The sequence below is a fragment of the Micromonospora desertarenae genome, assembly GCF_056150265.1.
The window spans coordinates 287,324-303,885 of record NZ_JAXCFQ010000002.1; the positions used below are offsets into that span (position 1 = coordinate 287,324).

Genomic DNA, 16,562 nt, shown 5'->3' on the forward strand with positions numbered 1-16,562 from the left:
CAGCACCGACACGGCGGTGGCCTTCGCAGGCGAAGGCCACCGCCGTCCTCGTGCTCGGTCCTCGTGCTCGGTCGTCGTGCTCGGTCGTCGTGCTCGGTCGTCGTGCTCGGTCGTCGTGCTCGGTCGTCCGGCACCGGCGTTCGGCACCGGCGGCCTGGTGCGGGAGTCCTGTGCTGGGTGTCTCGTCCCCGGCTACAGGAGCGGCACCGACCGGGTGGGCTCCGGCGTTTCCGGGGCCGGCGGGGTCGGCGTGGCCGCCGGGTCGGTGGCCTTCTTCCAGGCGCTGACCCCGACCCGGCCGGTGTTGCCCAGGTCGATCGGGCCGTCCAACTCGACGGCCTGCGGCGGCTGGCCGGCGGCCGGGGCCACCTCTAGGCGCTCGCCGTTGGTAGCCACCACCGTGGAGTCGGTGACCAGGTTGCGCCAGAGCAGGGCGGCGCCGGCCCGCTCGCCCGGTTGCAGGATCAGCGGCCGGGGCGGGTCGTCGAAGCCCGAGGTGATGCCCTTCGCCCCCTCGACCACCTGGACCGCGATCGGCGTGCCGTCGCCGTCGAACAGCCGCAGGGACGGGTAGCCGTGCACCGGGTACGCCGCCGTGCCGCAGTTCACCAGCTCCACGCCGAGCGCGCGCAGCCCCATGGCGGCCTCGGTCCCCAGGGCCCGGATCCGGACCCCCGACTCCGGGCAGGCGGTTGGGCCGTCCCCGGCCGCCGTCGGGCTCGCCCCGATCGCCCCGGACGGGGCCGGCCCGTCCCCACCCATCCCGGCGTGGTCGCCGGGCGTGCAGGCGGCCAGCGGCAGCATCGCCGCGAGCGGTACGGCGGCGAGCAGGATTCGGCGGCGGGGTGGTCGGGAAGGCATCGACCCATCCTTCCACCGCCTTCCAGCGGCCGCGGGTCCGCCTCCGTCTCCGTCTCCGCCTCCGCCTCCGCCCGAGGCTCGTTCGCAACCGCGCGTGGGTGTCGCCAGGTGACCGGTGGCGCCGCGACCAGCGCCGGCGATGCTGCCGCCTGCCGCCTGCCGCCTGCCGCCTGCACGCCCGGCGACGGCGGCACTGTCGAGCTGTCCCGAAACATGGGGCACCCGCCGGCCTCGCCGGCGCGGCGTCCGCCTTGGCACGTGGCGGGGGTGGGCTGCCTTTGGGTGCAGTTGTGGTTGCCGTAACGACAACAACCGCACCCAAAGAGCGGACCGACGGAGGCACTCCGCGGACCGGATCAGCTCGACAGGTCCAGCGAGCGCTTTCGCCGGCTTGGTCCCGTTGGTGGGGCAGCTCGACAGGGCCGGTAGGAGTGTTCGTCGGCTTGGTCCCGTTGGTGGGGCAGCTCGACAGGGCCGGTGGGGGTGTTCGTTGGGCTGGTCTCGTTGGTGGGGCAGCTCGACAGGGCCGGTGGGGGTGTTCGTTGGGCTGGTCTCGTTGGTGGGGCAGCTCGACAGGGACTGCGGAAGGTATGCCGCAGGCCGCGGGCCGCGGGCCGGGCGGCGGGCGGGGGTGAGGCCGGGGCCAGACGGGCCGGATGTGGCCGGGGCCGGGTCGGGGCCGGGGGTCAGTGCGGGCCGAGGCCAGTGCGGCCGAGGGCGGGGGTGGGCCGGGGCCGGAGGGGGCCGGCGGTCAGTGGTGGGTGGCTGGGGTGGGGGTGGATGCGATGAGGACCGCGTCCAGCAGGCCGGGGTGGAGGCGATCCAGCTCGTCGCGGCGCAGCCGGGCGAAGTGGCCGGTGCCGCGGGGGCGGGCCGGGGTCGGAGGCGGGGAGCGCGGGGCCGGCGGTCAGCGCGGGTGGGGGTCGGGGCGGTGAGGACCGCGTCCAGCAGGCCGGGGTGGAGGCGGTCCAGATGGTCGCGGCGCAGCCGGACCGAAACGGCTGGTGCCGGCGGGGGCGGGCCGGGATCGGAGGCGGGAAACGCGGGCCAGCGGTCAGTCGTGGGTGGGTGGGGTGGGGGCGGTGAGGACCGCGTCCAGCAGGCCGGGGTAGAGGCGGTCCAGCTCGTCGCGGCGCAGCCGGACGAAGCGAGTGGTGCCGGCGACCCGGGTGCGGGTCAGCCCGGCCTCGCGCAGCACCTTGAGGTGGTGGCTGCGGGTGGCCTTGGAGATGCCGAACTCGAAGGTGCCGCAGGCGTACTCGCCGCCGCCCTCGGCGAGCGCGCGGACGATCTGGAGCCGGACATCGTCGGCCAGCGCGGCCAGCACGGCGGTGACCGGCACGTCGCGCAACTCGGGTTCGTGCAGCTCCATGTGACCAGTGTAACCCTTGTTCGACTTTTGTCGAACAAGCTCCTAGGGTCGGTGACGTTGGTTCGACGATACTCGAACATAGGAGCTGAGGATGCGCTCTCGGGCCGCCGCCTTCCCCCTGCTCGCCGTGCTGAGCTGGGGGGTGATGTTCCCCGTCCTGGCCAGCGCGCTGGTCCGGGTCGACGCGCTCAACCTGACCACCGCCCGGTACCTGCTGGCCACCGCGATCCTGGTCGCGCTGCTGCTGTTCCGGGAGGGCGGCGGCGCACTGCGGCCGGCCGGGCGGGCCACCGAGATCGTGGTGCTCGGCGTCGTCGGGTTCGCCGGCTTCAACCTACTGATCAACCTGGCGCTCGGGCAGGCCGCCCCGCAGCAGATCGCGCTCTTCGCCGCCACCATCCCGCTGGTCACCCAGCTGGTCCGCTGGGCGCGCGACGGCGTACGCCCGCGCCCGGCGCTCTTCGCGCTCTCCCTGGTGGCGCTGGCCGGCATCGGTCTGGTGCTCACCCGCGGCCGGCTCGACGGCCTCGGCGAGTTCGGCGTGGGCGCGGTGCTGACGATCGGTGCGGTGCTCGGCTGGGCGGTCTACACGCACGGCGGGAGCCGGTTCGGCGGCTGGTCGCCGCTGCGCTACACCACGCTCACCGCGCTCGCCGGCACGCTCGCCATGCTGGCCGCCAGCGTGCTGGCGGACCTGGCCGGCTGGCAGCACGCGCCGGCCGCCGCCGACCTCGTCGCGGTCGCCCCGCAGTTGGCGTACGCCGTCATCGTGGCCGCGGTGGTCGCGGTGCTGGCCTGGAACACCGGCGTGCAGCGGCTCGGCGCGGCCAACGCGGCGCTGTTCATGAACCTGGTGCCGGTGACCACGTTCGCGGTGCAGATCGCCCGCGGCTACCGGCCCGGCGCGGTGGAGCTGGCTGGCGTGGCTATCACCATCGCCGCCCTGGTCGCCGCCAACCTGGCCACCCGGCCCCGCCGGGCCGCCCGCCCGCGCCCGGCCAACCACGCCGAGGCGGTGGCCGTCGCCGACCCGGTGGCGGTCGTCGACCCGGTCGCCGTGGTCGGCCGGTAGCCGGCCCGCTCACAGCGTGGGAACCCGGCAGAGGCGCGTCGGGGCGAGCGCTTAGACTCGGCGGCACAACTGCATACCTCATCCAGAGGGGCTGAGGGATACGGCCCGACGACGCCCCGGCAACCACCCCGCGCGCTCACCGCTGAGCGACCGGCGGGGCAGGTGCCAATTCCGTCCCCGCCGCAGAGTGCGATGCGGGGAAAGATGAGAGGACTCCTCGACATGACGTCGACGCTCGCCGCCTCCGGCATCGACACCTCCGCCAGCCCCGCCCGCGCCCTGGTCTGCCGCGCCTGCTCGGCCCGCTACCCGCTCGCCGCCCAGCACGCCTGTTACGAGTGCTTCGGCCCGCTGGAGGTCGACTACGACACCGCCGAGCTGGCCAAGGTCACCCGGGAGCAGATCGAGGCCGGCCCGGCCAACCTCTGGCGGTACGCCGCGCTGCTGCCCGCCGGCCAGGACCCGGCGGCCCGGGTGACCCTCGACCCGGGGCTCACCCCGCTGGTCGCCGCCCCGCACCTCGCCGCCGAGCTGGGCATCACCGCCCCGCTCTGGGTCAAGGACGACAGCGCCAACCCCACCCACTCGTTCAAGGACCGGGTGGTGTCGGTGGCGCTGACCGCCGCCCGGGCGCTCGGCTTCACCCGGTTCGCCTGCGCCTCCACCGGCAACCTGGCCAACTCGGTCGCCGCGCACGCGGCCCGGGTCGGCGCCCCGTCGGTGGTCTTCATCCCCAGTGACCTGGAGCAGGGCAAGGTGGTCACCACGGCCGTCTACGGCGGCGAGCTGGTCGCCATCGACGGCTCGTACGACGACGTGAACCGGCTCTGCGGCGAACTGGTGGAGACGGACGAGTTCGAGGACACCGCGTTCGTCAACGTGAACGTGCGCCCCTACTACGCCGAGGGTTCCAAGACGCTCGGCTACGAGGTGGCCGAGCAGCTCGGCTGGCGGATCCCCGCGCAGGTGGTGATCCCGATGGCCAGCGGCGAGCTGCTCACCAAGATCGACAAGGCATTCGCCGAGCTGGTCGAGATCGGCCTGGTCGAGCCGCCGGCCGGCGGCTGGAAGGTGTTCGGCGCCCAGTCGGCCGGCTGCAACCCGATCGCCACCGCGCTGCACGCCGGCACCGACACCATCACCCCGGTCAAGCCGACCGGCATCGCCAAGTCGCTCAACATCGGCGACCCGGCGGCCGGCCTCTACGCGCTGGAGGCGGTGCGCCGTACCGGGGGCTGGATGGAGTACGTCGACGACGACGAGATCCGGGCCGGCATCCGGCTGCTCGCCCGTACCACCGGGGTGTTCGCCGAGACCGCCGGCGGGGTGACCGTCGCCGTGCTGCGCAAGCTGGTCGAGTCGGGCCGGCTCGACCCGGCCGCGGAGACCGTGGTCTTCAACACCGGCGAAGGGCTGAAGACCCTCGACGCGGTCGCCGGCCAGGTCGGCCCGACCCACCGGATCAAGCCCTCGCTGCGCGCCGCCCGCGACGCCCGCCTGCTCGGCTGAACCGCCCGCTCGGCGGGCTGACCGGGCGAGCGCTCGACGCGACGTCCCGGAGGTCGCGGTGTCCAGCCGGCTCGGACACCGCGACCTCCGGAAAACGGAGTCGGTCACCGACCGGGCGTCCCGGCCGCCCGCCGGAGGCGCGGATCACCCGGACGGGGGATGCGGCCGATCCGCCGGGTAACGGGCTTTTTGCTCTGGGTGCGGAAAACCCGCCGTCGGGGACTTGACGGTAGGAACCGGACGGCGCAAGATGCTCCGTGCGGGAGGGCGTTTCGCCGGAAGACTTGCGAGTCCTTACGACCCAACGCCGGCGGCGTTGTGCGAGCGCCCCTCCCGACCAACCTCCGATCGGGCCGGCGAAATTCGCTGGCCCGATCGTCGTTCCCGGGCGCACCCTCGCTGCATGAGCATCACGATCGCGCCGATCGAGGCAACCGACCAGGCCGCGATCGACGCGGCGTACCAGGTGGGCGCCGCGGCCAACGACGCCGACCTGCCCGACTTCCCGCCGTTCTGCCGGCGACGGTTCGAGGCCAGCGTCCGGCACCCGATGCCGGGCACCGCCGCGCTCTGGGCGCTGGCCCGGCTGGACGGCGTACCGGCCGGCTATCTCGCGCTCGACCTGCCGCAACTGGACAACACCGACAACGCCACCGCCGACCTGATCGTGCACCCGGCGTACCGTCGGCGCGGCGTCGGCCGGGCGTTGCACGAGCACGGCGTACGGCTGCTGCGCGAGCAGGGCCGCAAGCGGGTGGTCGGGATGGCGGTCTCCGCGCTGCCCGGCGGCCCGCCCCGGCCGGCGGCCGGGGCCGCGTTCGCGGCCGCCCTCGGCGCGCACCCGGCGCTCGCCGAGATCCGGCGCCGGCTCGACACCACCCGGCTCGACCCGGCGGGGTTGGACGCGCTGCTCGCCGAGGCCCGGGGCCACGCCCAGGGCTACCGGACCGTCCAGTGGCGCGGCGCGACGCCGGAGGAACACCTGGCCGACATCGCCTACCTGGACGGCCGGCTGATGACCGACTCACCCATCGGCGACCTGCACTGGGAGGCGGAGCGGGTGGACGCCGAACGGGTCCGGGGCACCGAGCGGGCGCTGGACGCGCGCGGCCGGCGGCGCTACCACACGGCGGTACGCCACGAGGAGTCCGGCCGGCTGGTCGCCTGGACGCTGCTCGACGTGGGCGCGTCCGCCGACTGGCACGCGTTCCAGCAGATCACCATCGTCGACCCGGAGCACCGCGGCCGGCGACTCGGCCTGCTCGGCAAGATCGAGAACCTGCGTCACCTGCTGACCCACGAGCCGGCGGTACGCGCGATCGACACCTTCAACGCGGCCGAGAACGCGCACATGGTGCGGATCAACGAGCAGCTGGGCTTCCGCTCGGTGGACGGCTGGACCGACTGGCAGCTGACCATCTGAGTTGTGACACGGGCCTACTGATTTTGGTGCCACCTGTTGCATGATGGCGGGCATGACGGAGACCCCGCACCCCCTGTACGACAGGCACGCCGACACCCTCGACCGGGCGCTGACCGCGATCACGGAGCGCGGGTACTGGTCCGCCTATCCCGAGTCCCCCAGCCCCCGGGTCTACGGCGAGACCGCCGCCGCCGACGGCAAGGCCGCCTTCGAGGCGTACCTGGGCGGCGACTTCCCCCTCGACCAGCCGGGCGCCGGCGACCGGGTGGCCACCGAGACCAGCCCGTTCGGCGTGGCGCTGGACGTCCGCTACCCGCACGCCGGCGCCGACGAGCTGGTCGCCGCGGCGAGCGCCGCGCTGCCCGCCTGGCGCGACGCCGGCCCGCAGGCCCGGGTGGGGGTCTGCCTGGAGATCCTCGACCGGCTGCACAAGCACATCTTCGAGCTGGCCAACGCTGTGCAGTTCACCAGCGGGCAGGCGTTCGTGATGGCCTTCCAGGCCGGCGGCGCGCACGCCCTGGACCGGGCGCTGGAGGCGCTGGCCTACGCGTACGCGGAGATGACCCGGCACCCGGGGACGGCCGGCTGGGAGAAGGCGGCCGGCAAGGGCGACCCGCTGCGGATGACCAAGACGTTCCACGTGGTGCCCCGCGGGGTGGGCCTGGTCATCGGCTGCAACACGTTCCCGACCTGGAACTCGTACCCGGGGCTGTTCGCCTCGCTGGTCACCGGCAACCCGGTGATCGTCAAGCCGCACCCCCGTGCGGTCCTGCCGCTCGCGATCACCGTCCGGTACGCCCGCGAGGTGCTCGCCGAGGCGGGCTTCGACCCCGACCTGGTGCTGCTGGCCGCCGAGGCCCCGGGCGAGAAGCTCGCCTCGACGCTGGCCCTGCACCCGGCTGTGAAGATCGTCGACTTCACCGGCTCCACCGAGTACGGCGACTGGCTGGAGGCCAACGCCCGGCAGGCGGCGGTCTACACCGAGAAGGCCGGCCTGAACACCGTGGTGATCGACTCCACCGACGACTTCGCCGGGATGTGCCGCAACCTCGGCTTCACCCTGACCCTCTACAGCGGCCAGATGTGCACCACCTCGCAGAACATCCTGATCCCCGCCGGCGGCATCGAGACCGACCAGGGGCACAAGAGCTTCGACGAGGTGGCCGGCGGGATCGCCGCCGCGGTCGGCAAGCTCACCGGCGACCCGGCCCGGGGCGTCGAGCTGACCGGGGCGATCGTCAACGACGGTGTGCTGGAGCGGTTGGACGAGGTGACCAAGGTCGGCGAGCCGGTGCTGGAGTCGCGTACCGTCGAGCACCCGGCCTTCCCGGGCGCGGTGGTCCGCACCCCGACGGTGGTCAAGGTCGGCGCGGACGACACCGCGACCTACGGCCGGGAGTGGTTCGGGCCGATCTCGTTCGTCATCCCCACCGACTCGACGACGCACAGCCTGGAGATCATGCGGAAGACCGTCGGGGAGAAGGGCGCGCTCACCGCGGGCGTCTACTCCACCGACGAGGCGGTGCTGGACGCCGCCGAGGCGGCGGCGATCGAGGTCGGGGTGCACCTGTCCTGCAACCTCACCGGCGGGGTGTTCGTCAACCAGTCGGCGGCCTTCTCCGACTTCCACGGCAGCGGCGCCAACCCGGCGGCCAACGCGGCGCTGACGGACGGGGCGTACGTGGCGAACCGGTTCCGGATCGTGCAGTCGCGTCGGCACGTCTGAGTTCGGGTTTTCGGGGGCAGCCGTGGTTGCGGTTGGGGTTTCCGGGGCAGCCCGCCCCGCTCTGGGCGGTCAGGCTTGATCCCGACGCGGGGCGGGCTGCCCCGGAAACCCTTCCGGGTCGGACTGCGTCGGGACCCTGCGCCCCGGGGGTGTTGATCTTCGGGGTGCTGCCTCGGGTTGGGTTTACGGTCAGCGGGGGCCAGCCGGGTCTGTGGGTCAGGCGGGGCGGCGCATCTGGAGTTCGGTCAGGGCGGGGATGGTGGGGTGGGGCACCCGGACGCCGGTGTCGACGAAGCCGAGGCGCTGGTAGGCCCGGTAGGCGCGGTCGTTGCCGACCACCACCTCCAGCATCAGCTCGGGCCGGCCGCACTCCCGGGACCACTGCGCCACCGCCGCCACCAGTTCGCTGAGCAGTCCACTGCCGCGCCAGGTCGGGGTCACGTAGACCGCGTAGATCACGGTGAGGCCGGGCTCGGTCGGGATCGTGGTGCCCCCGGCGTGCCCGACGAACCGACCACCGGGGTCGGCGACGAACTGCGCGGTGTCGGTGCCGGTCGAGGTGTACGCGACCCGCGCGGCGAACTCGGCGTGCGGGCGGGCCGCCGCGTCGGCCAGGGTCTCCAGGAACGCCAGCGGCGCGTCGGCCAGCATCTCCAGGCGCAGCGCCCGCATCCGGGCGGCGTCCCGCGGCCGGACCCGTCGAACCTCCGCCACCCGCCGGCCCGGCCCGCCCGGATCGCTGGTCATGCCCGCATGCCTATCACAACGACGGACGACGATCCCGCCGAGTCCGCGATCATTCGGAATATGCCCGATTTGTGGTCGTGCACCGTAGTCACGCCTCGTGTAGCGTGCGATTTCGGTCACCGTTTCAGCGGCCGTCGCCGATCGCCGAACGGTGGCCCCGGGATGCCGGCGTGCCGGCCTCCGGGTTGTGGTACGCCGCGCAGAGTGAGGAAGTGCACCGTGGCACAGGGCACCGTGAAGTGGTTCAACGCCGAAAAGGGCTACGGCTTCATCGCCGTCGACGGCGGGCAGGACGTCTTCGTCCACTTCTCCGCCATCGAGATGGACGGCTACAAGGCGCTGGACGACGGCCAGCGGGTGGAGTTCGAGATCGCCCAGGGCCAGAAGGGGCCGCAGGCCGAGCGGGTGCGCGTCATCGCCTGATCCGGCGCCCCCACGTTCCGACGCGCCGGGGGGCTGCGGTGCGGCCACCGCACCAGGAAAGATCGTGAGCCGTTCCAGCTCTCGCTGAGGAGGGTTCATGTCCGACCAGCCGCCCCCGGACGCGTCGTCCCCCAACCCCGGCACCCCCGGAGCGGGCGACCCCGCTCCGGGTGCCAACCAGCCGGCGGAGCCGTCCGCTGCCGGCCGGCCCGGGGAGCCGACCGCGCCGCCGCCTCCGGCGGCCCAGCCGTGGGACGCCACCGCGCCGCAACCGCCCGGCGCCACCGGCCCGGCCGCTCCGCCACCGTCCGGCGCCCAGCCGGCCCAGCCGTGGGACCCGGCCGCGCCGCCACCCGCCGGGGCGCAGCAGCCTCCGTCGTGGGATCCGGCCGCGCCGCAACCGTGGCCGGGCGGCGGTACCCCGTACGGTCCGCAGGGCTGGCCGCCGGCCGCCGGCGGGCCGGGCTGGCCGACGCCGCCCACCGGCGGCTTCCCGACCGGCGGGTACGGCGTGCCCGGGTATCCGCAGCCGGCGCCCGGGTACCCGGGCTGGTACCCGCCGGGCTACGGCTTCGACCCGACCGACCCGCTGGTCACCCCGCCCGGGGCGGGGGTGTCCGGCTGGTTCGACCGGTGCGTCGGCGCGATCCGCCGCGGCTGGCGGCTGCTGCTGCCGATCCTGCTGCTCACCCAGGTGCTGCCGGCCGCGGTGCTGTCGGTGATCAGCCTGGCGGTCGACCCGACGGCCGAGTGGGACGCCACGGTCGGCCAGGACCCGGACGCCCTGCCGGACACCTTCCTCACCGACCTGGCCACCATGCTCGGCGTGCTGATCGGCGGCAGCCTGCTCTTCGGCCTGGTGCAGAGCGTGGGGTGGGCCGCCGGCAGCTGGGTGGTCGCCCGGCAGGCGGCCGGCGAGCCGGTGGGGCTGGGCGCCGCGCTGCGGTACGGGTTGCGCCGGGCGCTCGGACTCTGGGGCTGGACCCTGCTGATCGGTCTGATCGTCGCGCTCGGCACCTGCCTCTGCGTGATCCCCGGCATCTACTTCGCGTTCGCGTTGAGCATGGCCGGCCCGGTCTGGCTCTTCGAGCGGCAGGCCCCGATCGGCCGGGCCTGGCGGATGTTCCACGACCGGCTGGGCCTGCTGCTCGGCCGGGTGGCGATGGTGGTGGCGGCGGTGATCGTCGGGTCGATGGTGGCCGGGGTGGTCGAGGCGGTCGGCACGCTGCCGTTCGGCATGACTCCGCTCGACTCCGCGGGCTCGGCGGTCGGCGTGATCATGGTCATCCTGGTGGCCGCGGTGCTGGCGCTGCCGGCACACGTCGTGCAGCTCGTCGGTCTGGTGGTGACCTACGCCGAGCAGCGCGCCCACGAGGGCCCGGTGAACGCCGCCCGGCTGGCCGGCGAACTCGGCTGACCGGGGCGGTCGTGCTTGCACTCGCCCAGTGAGAGTGCTAAACAAGTCATTGGCACTCGCAACCTGTGAGTGCCAATGGTCGGGGCGGTGGGGCCGCGGCCACGCCGGTGGGACAACCGCCGGCGAGGCACGTGGCCGGTCGTCGCGGGCTATCCGGCCCGGCCGAGGAGGCGTCGCCGTCGTCCGGTGGCGACGTCCCAAGGTGCGTACACCAGGCGGCCCATCCGGGACACACACTCGGGTGGCCCGTGAGTGTCCAGGAGGACAACGCCGTATGGCCAAGATGATCGCGTTCGACGAAGAGGCGCGCCGCGGCCTCGAGCGGGGCATGAACCAGCTCGCCGACGCCGTGAAGGTGACCCTCGGCCCCAAGGGCCGCAACGTCGTGCTCGAGAAGAAGTGGGGTGCCCCCACCATCACCAACGATGGTGTGAGCATCGCCAAGGAGATCGAGCTCGAGGACCCGTACGAGAAGATCGGCGCCGAGCTGGTCAAGGAGGTCGCGAAGAAGACCGACGACGTGGCCGGTGACGGCACGACGACGGCGACCGTCCTGGCCCAGGCCCTGGTTCGTGAGGGCCTGCGCAACGTGGCCGCCGGCGCCAACCCGATGGCCCTGAAGCGGGGCATCGAGGCCGCCGTGGCCAGCGTCTCGGAGGAGCTGCTCAAGCTCGCCAAGGACGTGGAGACCAAGGAGCAGATCGCCTCCACCGCCTCCATCTCGGCTGGTGACACCAGCGTCGGCGAGATCATCGCCGAGGCGATGGACAAGGTCGGCAAGGAAGGCGTCATCACCGTCGAGGAGAGCAACACCTTCGGCCTGGAGCTGGAGCTCACCGAGGGTATGCGCTTCGACAAGGGCTACATCTCCGCGTACTTCATGACCGACCCGGAGCGTATGGAGGCCGTCTTCGACGACCCGTACATCCTGATCGTCAACAGCAAGATCTCGTCGGTGAAGGACCTGCTCCCGATCCTCGAGAAGGTCATGCAGTCGGGCAAGCCGCTGCTGATCATCGCCGAGGACCTGGAGGGCGAGGCCCTGGCCACCCTGGTGGTCAACAAGGTCCGTGGCACCTTCAAGTCGGTCGCCGTCAAGGCGCCGGGCTTCGGTGACCGCCGCAAGGCCATGCTCACCGACATCGCCATCCTCACCGGTGGCCAGGTCATCAGCGAGGAGGTCGGCCTCAAGCTGGACGCCGTCGGCCTCGACATGCTGGGCCGGGCCCGCAAGGTCGTGGTGACCAAGGACGAGACCACGATCGTCGACGGTGCCGGTGACGCCGAGCAGATCCAGGGCCGGGTGAACCAGATCCGGGCCGAGATCGACAAGAGCGACTCCGACTACGACCGGGAGAAGCTGCAGGAGCGGCTGGCCAAGCTGGCCGGTGGCGTCGCGGTGATCAAGGTCGGCGCGGCCACCGAGGTCGAGCTGAAGGAGCGCAAGCACCGCATCGAGGACGCCGTGCGCAACGCGAAGGCCGCCGTCGAGGAGGGCATCGTCCCGGGTGGTGGTGTCGCGCTGGTGCAGGCCGGCAAGACCGCCTTCGACAAGCTGGACCTGACCGGCGACGAGGCGACCGGCGCGCAGATCGTCAAGATCGCGCTGGACGCTCCGCTGCGGCAGATCGCCGTCAACGCCGGCCTCGAGGGTGGCGTGGTCGTCGAGCACGTCCGCAACCTGGAGGCCGGCCACGGCCTCAACGCCGCCAACGGCGAGTACGTCGACCTGCTGGCCGCGGGCATCATCGACCCGGCCAAGGTGACCCGCTCGGCGCTGCAGAACGCGTCGTCGATCGCGGCGCTGTTCCTCACCACCGAGGCCGTCGTGGCGGACAAGCCGGAGAAGACCCCGGCCGCCCCGGCTGGTCCGGGTGGCGGGGACATGGACTTCTGAGTCCAGTTCCGACCGGAAACGGGGCGGGCCGCTGACGCGGTCCGCCCCGTTTCGTCGTCAGGTGGGCAACGGGCGCTGGTTACGCCGCTTCTGTGCCCGGTCGTACGGCGGCCGGACCTGGATCGGCGCGTCGACCATCTCCAGCGGCTCCTCCACCTCGGCCGGCTCGGTGCCGGCCATCTCGGCCAGTTGTTCGGCGTCGCCGTAGTCGAGCCGGTCGAACGGCAGTTGCCCGGGGAGTTCGCCGACCGGGGTCCAGGTGACGGGCTGGACGTCGTCGGTATGTTCGTCGTCCGTGGTCATGGCTGCCTCCTCTACCGAAACGGTAGGAGGCGGCGGTCGGCGCTGCGGGTGAACGGCGTTATCGGGATCTATGTCCGGTTCGCCTCGGTCAGGGCTGGATCGTCCGGCGGTACAGGAAGAAGACCCGCTCGATCCGGGCGCCCGCGCTGCCGGAGTAGAACGGCACCGGCCCGACCCAGCCGATCTGTGCCGCCGCCAGCCCGGCCGCGTGCTGGTCGCGCAGGCAGCGGCGCAGCAGCACCCCGCCGATGCCGGAGCCCTCGGCCGCCGGGGCGGTGCCCATCGGCCCGAACCAGCTCGGCCGGCTCGACCCGTACGCGGCGAAGCCGAGCACCTCGCCGTCCCGCTCCGCCAGGTGGCAGCCCGCCCCGTCCCGGCCGACCGAGCCGAGCAGCTCGGCGTCCCAGGCCCCGCCGAAGGTGGACCGGGCGAACGCGGTCAGCGCCGGCAGGTCGGCCGGCTCGGCCCGGCGTACGGTGACGCCCTGCCCGGCCAGCCGCCGCTCGGCGTCCTCGGTGGACCGCAGCGCGGGCGACCCCTCGTACGACAGGTCGGCGGTCATGTTCCAGGCCGTCCGGTCCTGCCGGTAGCCGAGCGCCAGCGCGGCGCAGACCGCCGGGGTGTACCGGACGTCGATGCCGGGCCAGGCGTAGTAGGGCGGGTTCCCGGCCAGCAGCACCTCGGTCGCGCCCAGCGCGGCGAGCCTGCGCTCGGCGTGCCCGAGCAGCGCCCGCCCCACGCCCCGGCGCCGCGCGCCCGGGTCGACCGCCACCAGGTCCACGTGCCCGAGCCGCTGGTCGGCGCTGCCGACCGAGCAGATCAGCGCACCCACCAGCTCCCCGCCCCGGTACGCGCCCAGCGCGACCACCGGCCGGTCCGCGCCGGCCCGGGTCCATAGGGCGGCCACGATCTCGGCGGCCTCGGCCGCGTCCTCCGGCAGGTCCAGCGCCCGACGGCACAGCTCCACCACGGCCGGCGTCCGGTCGGCGCTCAGCTCGACGATCTCCGCGTCCATGGTGGCCGACCCTAGATCACCGGGTACCGGGGCGCGCAAGGGCCGCACGGGAACCGCCGGCGGCCCGGAGCCCGGCGCGGCCGGGTCCGCCCGGCGGCGGCTCAGGAGCGGGCGGCCCGGACGGCGGCGTACGCGTCGACCAGACCGGCGCCGGTGACGTTCCGGTCGCCCCCGCAGGAGTCGGCCGGATCGCCGGAGCGGTAGCTGGCGATCGCCGGGGTGGCGGTGTCCCGCAGGATCTGCCGGGTCCGGGCCAGGTCGCCGACCAGCGCCGGGTTCGCCGACCACATCAGCGCCACCACGCCGGCCACCTGGGGGGTGGCCATCGAGGTGCCGTCGAGCCGGGCGTACCCGCCACCGGGCATCGCGGAGACCACCTCGGCGCCCGGCGCCACCAGGTCCGGCTTGGCCGCGCCACCCGGCGCCGGCCCGCGGGAGGAGAAGCTGGTGACCCGGCGCTGCCGGTCCACCGCCCCCACGGTCAGCACGTCCGGGTAGGGCGCGGGCGGGTCGTCGATCGACCCGCAGTACGGCCCGGTGTTGCCGGCCGCGGCCACCACCAGGATGCCGGCGGCGTCCAGCGCGGCGGTGGCCGGGCGGAGCACCCGGGGGTCGCAGCCCTCGACCGACGGGCAGCCCCACGAGTTGGTGAGGATGTCCGGCGCGCGGGCCGGCCGGCCGTCGGTGAACGGGTCCCCGCCGGGCGGGAAGGGCGCCAGCATGAACTGGAGGCAGTCCAGGTAGTACGCCGGATTGCCGAGGTTGCGGTCCAGGTTGACGCAGCCCACCCACTGCGCGCCGGGGGCCACCCCGACGCCGCCCCGGCCCACCGCGCTGCCCACCGTGTGGGTGCCGTGCCCGCCCCGGTCGGCCGGCGCGCGGCTGCCGTTCCACGGGTCGTACCAGGAGTCGTCGCCGCCCCGGAAGCCGCCGGCCAGCGCCGGGTGCCCGCCGTCCACGCCGGAGTCGGAGCTGCCCACCACGACGCCGGAGCCGTCCACACCGAGCTGGGACCAGACCCGGTCCGCGCCGATCAGCCGGATGTTCCACTCCGGGCCGGTCGGGGCGGCGACGGTGCCGCGGCTGGTCCCGGCCGGCGCCGGCAACGGTCGCAGCCGCTGGCTGACCAGCACCCGGTCCACCTCCGGCCGGCCGGCGAGCCAGGCCCGCACCGCCGGGCCGCCGGCCACCTCGACCGCGTTGACCAGGTAGTAGGAGGTGTACGGCAGGCGCAGCCGGCCGAGGTCGCGGCGCAGCTCGGCCTGGCTGCGATCGGCGGTGGCCACCAGCCGCCGGTAGACCTCGGCCGCGCGGGCGTCCCGGCCGGCCCGCCCCGGCGTGCCGGCCGGCAGCCCGGTCAGATCGGCCTGCTCGCGCAGCACCACCAGCAGCCGCTCGCCGTGCAGGCCGGGCTGGCCCGGGCCGGCGGCCACCACCCCGGCCGCGACCAGCACGGTCGCGGCGGTCACCGCGGCCACCCGGCGGCTCGGCGTGCGGCCGCGCGGCCGGGCCAGCAGCACCCCGTACGCGACGGCCAGCAGGGCCGCGACGGCGAGCCCCGCGCCGGCGGCGGCCGCCACCCAGAACGGCACGTCGCGGGTGTTGGTGAGGACCAGGGTGATCTCTTCGGGATCGGTGAAGGCCAGCGGGCCGAACACGGCGAGCCCGACCAGCCAGCCGGTCGGGGTGCGGTCGGCAGCTTGGCCGGCGCCGGGGCGGCGGGCCGCCGCCTGGAGGGCGGCCAGCGCGAAGCCGGCCGGCGGGAGGGTCAGCAGCAACGGCAACTGCGCCCCGGACTGGCCCACCCCGGCGGCCAGCAGCAGCAGTGCCACCCCGGCGACCAGCCCGCCGACCAGCACCAGCCGGGCCGGCCGGGGCGGCTCGCCGACCGCGAACGGGGCCCAGAAGCCGGCGTCCAGCAGCGCCCCGGCCAGCGCGCCCAGCGCGGCCGCCGCGAGCGCGGCGAGTCCGGTCTCCAGCGGCCCGCCGAGCGCGCCCAACCAGACCCAGGGCAGCAGCAGCACCAGCCCGCCGGCCACGCCGAACAGGGTGAGACCGCTCGGCCGGCGGCCCCGGCCGGCCCACGCCGGCTGCCCGCCGGTGCCCGCCCTTCCCGGTCCCGCCGTTCCCGGTCCCGCCGTTCCCGGCCCCGCCGGGTCCAGGCCGCCCGGCCCCGCCGCCGGGTCCGGGCCCTCGCCGGGGCCGGCCGCCGCCGGGTGCGCCGCGGTCGGGGCGCCGCCGGTCGGGGTCGGGCCGGCCGGCGCCGGAACGCCCGGGCCCGTCGGAGGCGGGCCGGTCACCGCGCGCCGGCGGGCCAGCCGGGCCAGGACGGCGGCGGCCAGCGCGGCGGTGCCGGCCAGCGCCGCCAGGTACGCCTCGTGGTGCACCGGCGGGATGGCGCGGAGCAGCCCGAGCGCGGCGAGCACCAGCACCCCGGCCAGCCAGGCGCGACCGGTGGCCCGGACCGCCGCCGAGCGGGGCAGCAGGGCCAGCAGCAGCGCGGGCGTGCCGGCCAGCAGGACGGCCGGCAGGCCGAGCACCGGCCAGAGCCAGACCAGCCGGTCCAGCCCGCTGGCCAGCAGCACCTGGTCGGTCAGCCACCCGCCGGCCTGGGTGAGCACCGCGCAACCGACGATCCAGCCGCCGGCCAGCGCGGCCGCCACCACCGCCCACGGGCTGGGCCGGGGCGGCACCGGCGGGGGCTGCGGCACGTACGGACCGGTGGGCGACGGGGGACCGACCTGCATCCCCAGACAGTACGGCCCGAGCGCCGCCTGCCGGCGGAGTGCCCGGGACG

At 74.7% G+C, this 16,562-nt stretch carries 13 protein-coding genes and 1 riboswitch; of the genes, 7 read left to right on the forward strand and 6 right to left on the reverse strand.

What is annotated here, in order from left to right; all coding sequences use genetic code 11:
• Nucleotides 1–192: 192 nt before the first annotated feature.
• Both SM577_RS04330 and SM577_RS04335 read right to left on the reverse strand, forming a co-directional pair.
• Nucleotides 193–861, reverse strand: a complete 669-nt coding sequence (locus tag SM577_RS04330; protein WP_474586343.1) for a DUF4232 domain-containing protein — start codon at nt 859–861, stop codon at nt 193–195.
• 1,054 nt (nt 862–1,915) lie between these two features.
• Nucleotides 1,916–2,233, reverse strand: coding sequence for an ArsR/SmtB family transcription factor (locus SM577_RS04335; protein ID WP_474586344.1), 318 nt, complete (start codon nt 2,231–2,233; stop codon nt 1,916–1,918).
• A 91-nt stretch (nt 2,234–2,324) separates the two neighbouring features.
• On the opposite strand from SM577_RS04335, the gene SM577_RS04340 reads away from it, so the two are divergent.
• From SM577_RS04340 to paaN, 4 genes are all read left to right on the forward strand, one after another.
• A complete protein-coding gene (locus SM577_RS04340; protein WP_474586345.1) occupies nt 2,325–3,305 on the forward strand; it encodes a DMT family transporter in 981 nt (326 codons plus the stop codon).
• Between the two features lie 75 nt (nt 3,306–3,380).
• A riboswitch (SAM riboswitch) is annotated at nt 3,381–3,516 on the forward strand.
• An 11-nt stretch (nt 3,517–3,527) separates the two neighbouring features.
• The gene (gene thrC, locus SM577_RS04345) at nt 3,528–4,814 is read left to right on the forward strand and encodes a threonine synthase (RefSeq protein ID WP_474586346.1); all 1,287 of its coding nucleotides are present in this window, start codon (nt 3,528–3,530) and stop codon (nt 4,812–4,814) included.
• Between the two features lie 403 nt (nt 4,815–5,217).
• A complete protein-coding gene (locus SM577_RS04350) occupies nt 5,218–6,237 on the forward strand; it encodes an N-acetyltransferase family protein (protein WP_474586347.1) in 1,020 nt (339 codons plus the stop codon).
• Nucleotides 6,238–6,289: 52 nt separating this feature from the next.
• Nucleotides 6,290–7,963 carry a phenylacetic acid degradation protein PaaN gene (paaN, locus tag SM577_RS04355; RefSeq protein WP_302920756.1) on the forward strand — a complete coding sequence of 558 codons (1,674 nt, stop codon included), beginning with the start codon at nt 6,290–6,292 and terminating at the stop codon, nt 7,961–7,963.
• Between the two features lie 216 nt (nt 7,964–8,179).
• Here paaN and SM577_RS04360 read toward each other — a convergent pair whose 3' ends face one another.
• Nucleotides 8,180–8,710 (reverse strand): GNAT family N-acetyltransferase, encoded by a 531-nt coding sequence (locus SM577_RS04360; protein WP_302920757.1) that lies wholly within the window; start codon nt 8,708–8,710, stop codon nt 8,180–8,182.
• A 219-nt stretch (nt 8,711–8,929) separates the two neighbouring features.
• Between SM577_RS04360 and SM577_RS04365 the strand changes: the two genes are divergently transcribed.
• The 3 genes from SM577_RS04365 to groL all read left to right on the forward strand — a co-directional run bounded on the left by SM577_RS04365 (nt 8,930) and on the right by groL (nt 12,447).
• On the forward strand, nt 8,930–9,133 hold the full coding sequence (locus SM577_RS04365) for a cold-shock protein (RefSeq protein ID WP_013288855.1): 204 nt from the start codon (nt 8,930–8,932) through the stop codon (nt 9,131–9,133).
• Between the two features lie 97 nt (nt 9,134–9,230).
• Nucleotides 9,231–10,550 (forward strand): hypothetical protein, encoded by a 1,320-nt coding sequence (locus SM577_RS04370; RefSeq protein ID WP_302920759.1) that lies wholly within the window; start codon nt 9,231–9,233, stop codon nt 10,548–10,550.
• 274 nt (nt 10,551–10,824) lie between these two features.
• The gene (groL, locus tag SM577_RS04375; protein WP_302920760.1) at nt 10,825–12,447 is read left to right on the forward strand and encodes a chaperonin GroEL; all 1,623 of its coding nucleotides are present in this window, start codon (nt 10,825–10,827) and stop codon (nt 12,445–12,447) included.
• A gap of 57 nt (nt 12,448–12,504) precedes the next feature.
• Here the strand turns inward: groL and SM577_RS04380 are convergent, their stop codons facing one another.
• The 3 genes from SM577_RS04380 to SM577_RS04390 form a co-directional block, all read right to left on the reverse strand.
• Nucleotides 12,505–12,750 carry a hypothetical protein gene (locus SM577_RS04380; RefSeq protein WP_302920761.1) on the reverse strand — a complete coding sequence of 82 codons (246 nt, stop codon included), beginning with the start codon at nt 12,748–12,750 and terminating at the stop codon, nt 12,505–12,507.
• Between the two features lie 88 nt (nt 12,751–12,838).
• A complete protein-coding gene (locus tag SM577_RS04385; protein WP_474586348.1) occupies nt 12,839–13,765 on the reverse strand; it encodes a GNAT family N-acetyltransferase in 927 nt (308 codons plus the stop codon).
• 101 nt (nt 13,766–13,866) lie between these two features.
• Nucleotides 13,867–16,512 (reverse strand): S8 family serine peptidase, encoded by a 2,646-nt coding sequence (locus tag SM577_RS04390; RefSeq protein WP_474586349.1) that lies wholly within the window; start codon nt 16,510–16,512, stop codon nt 13,867–13,869.
• Nucleotides 16,513–16,562 lie beyond the last annotated feature (50 nt).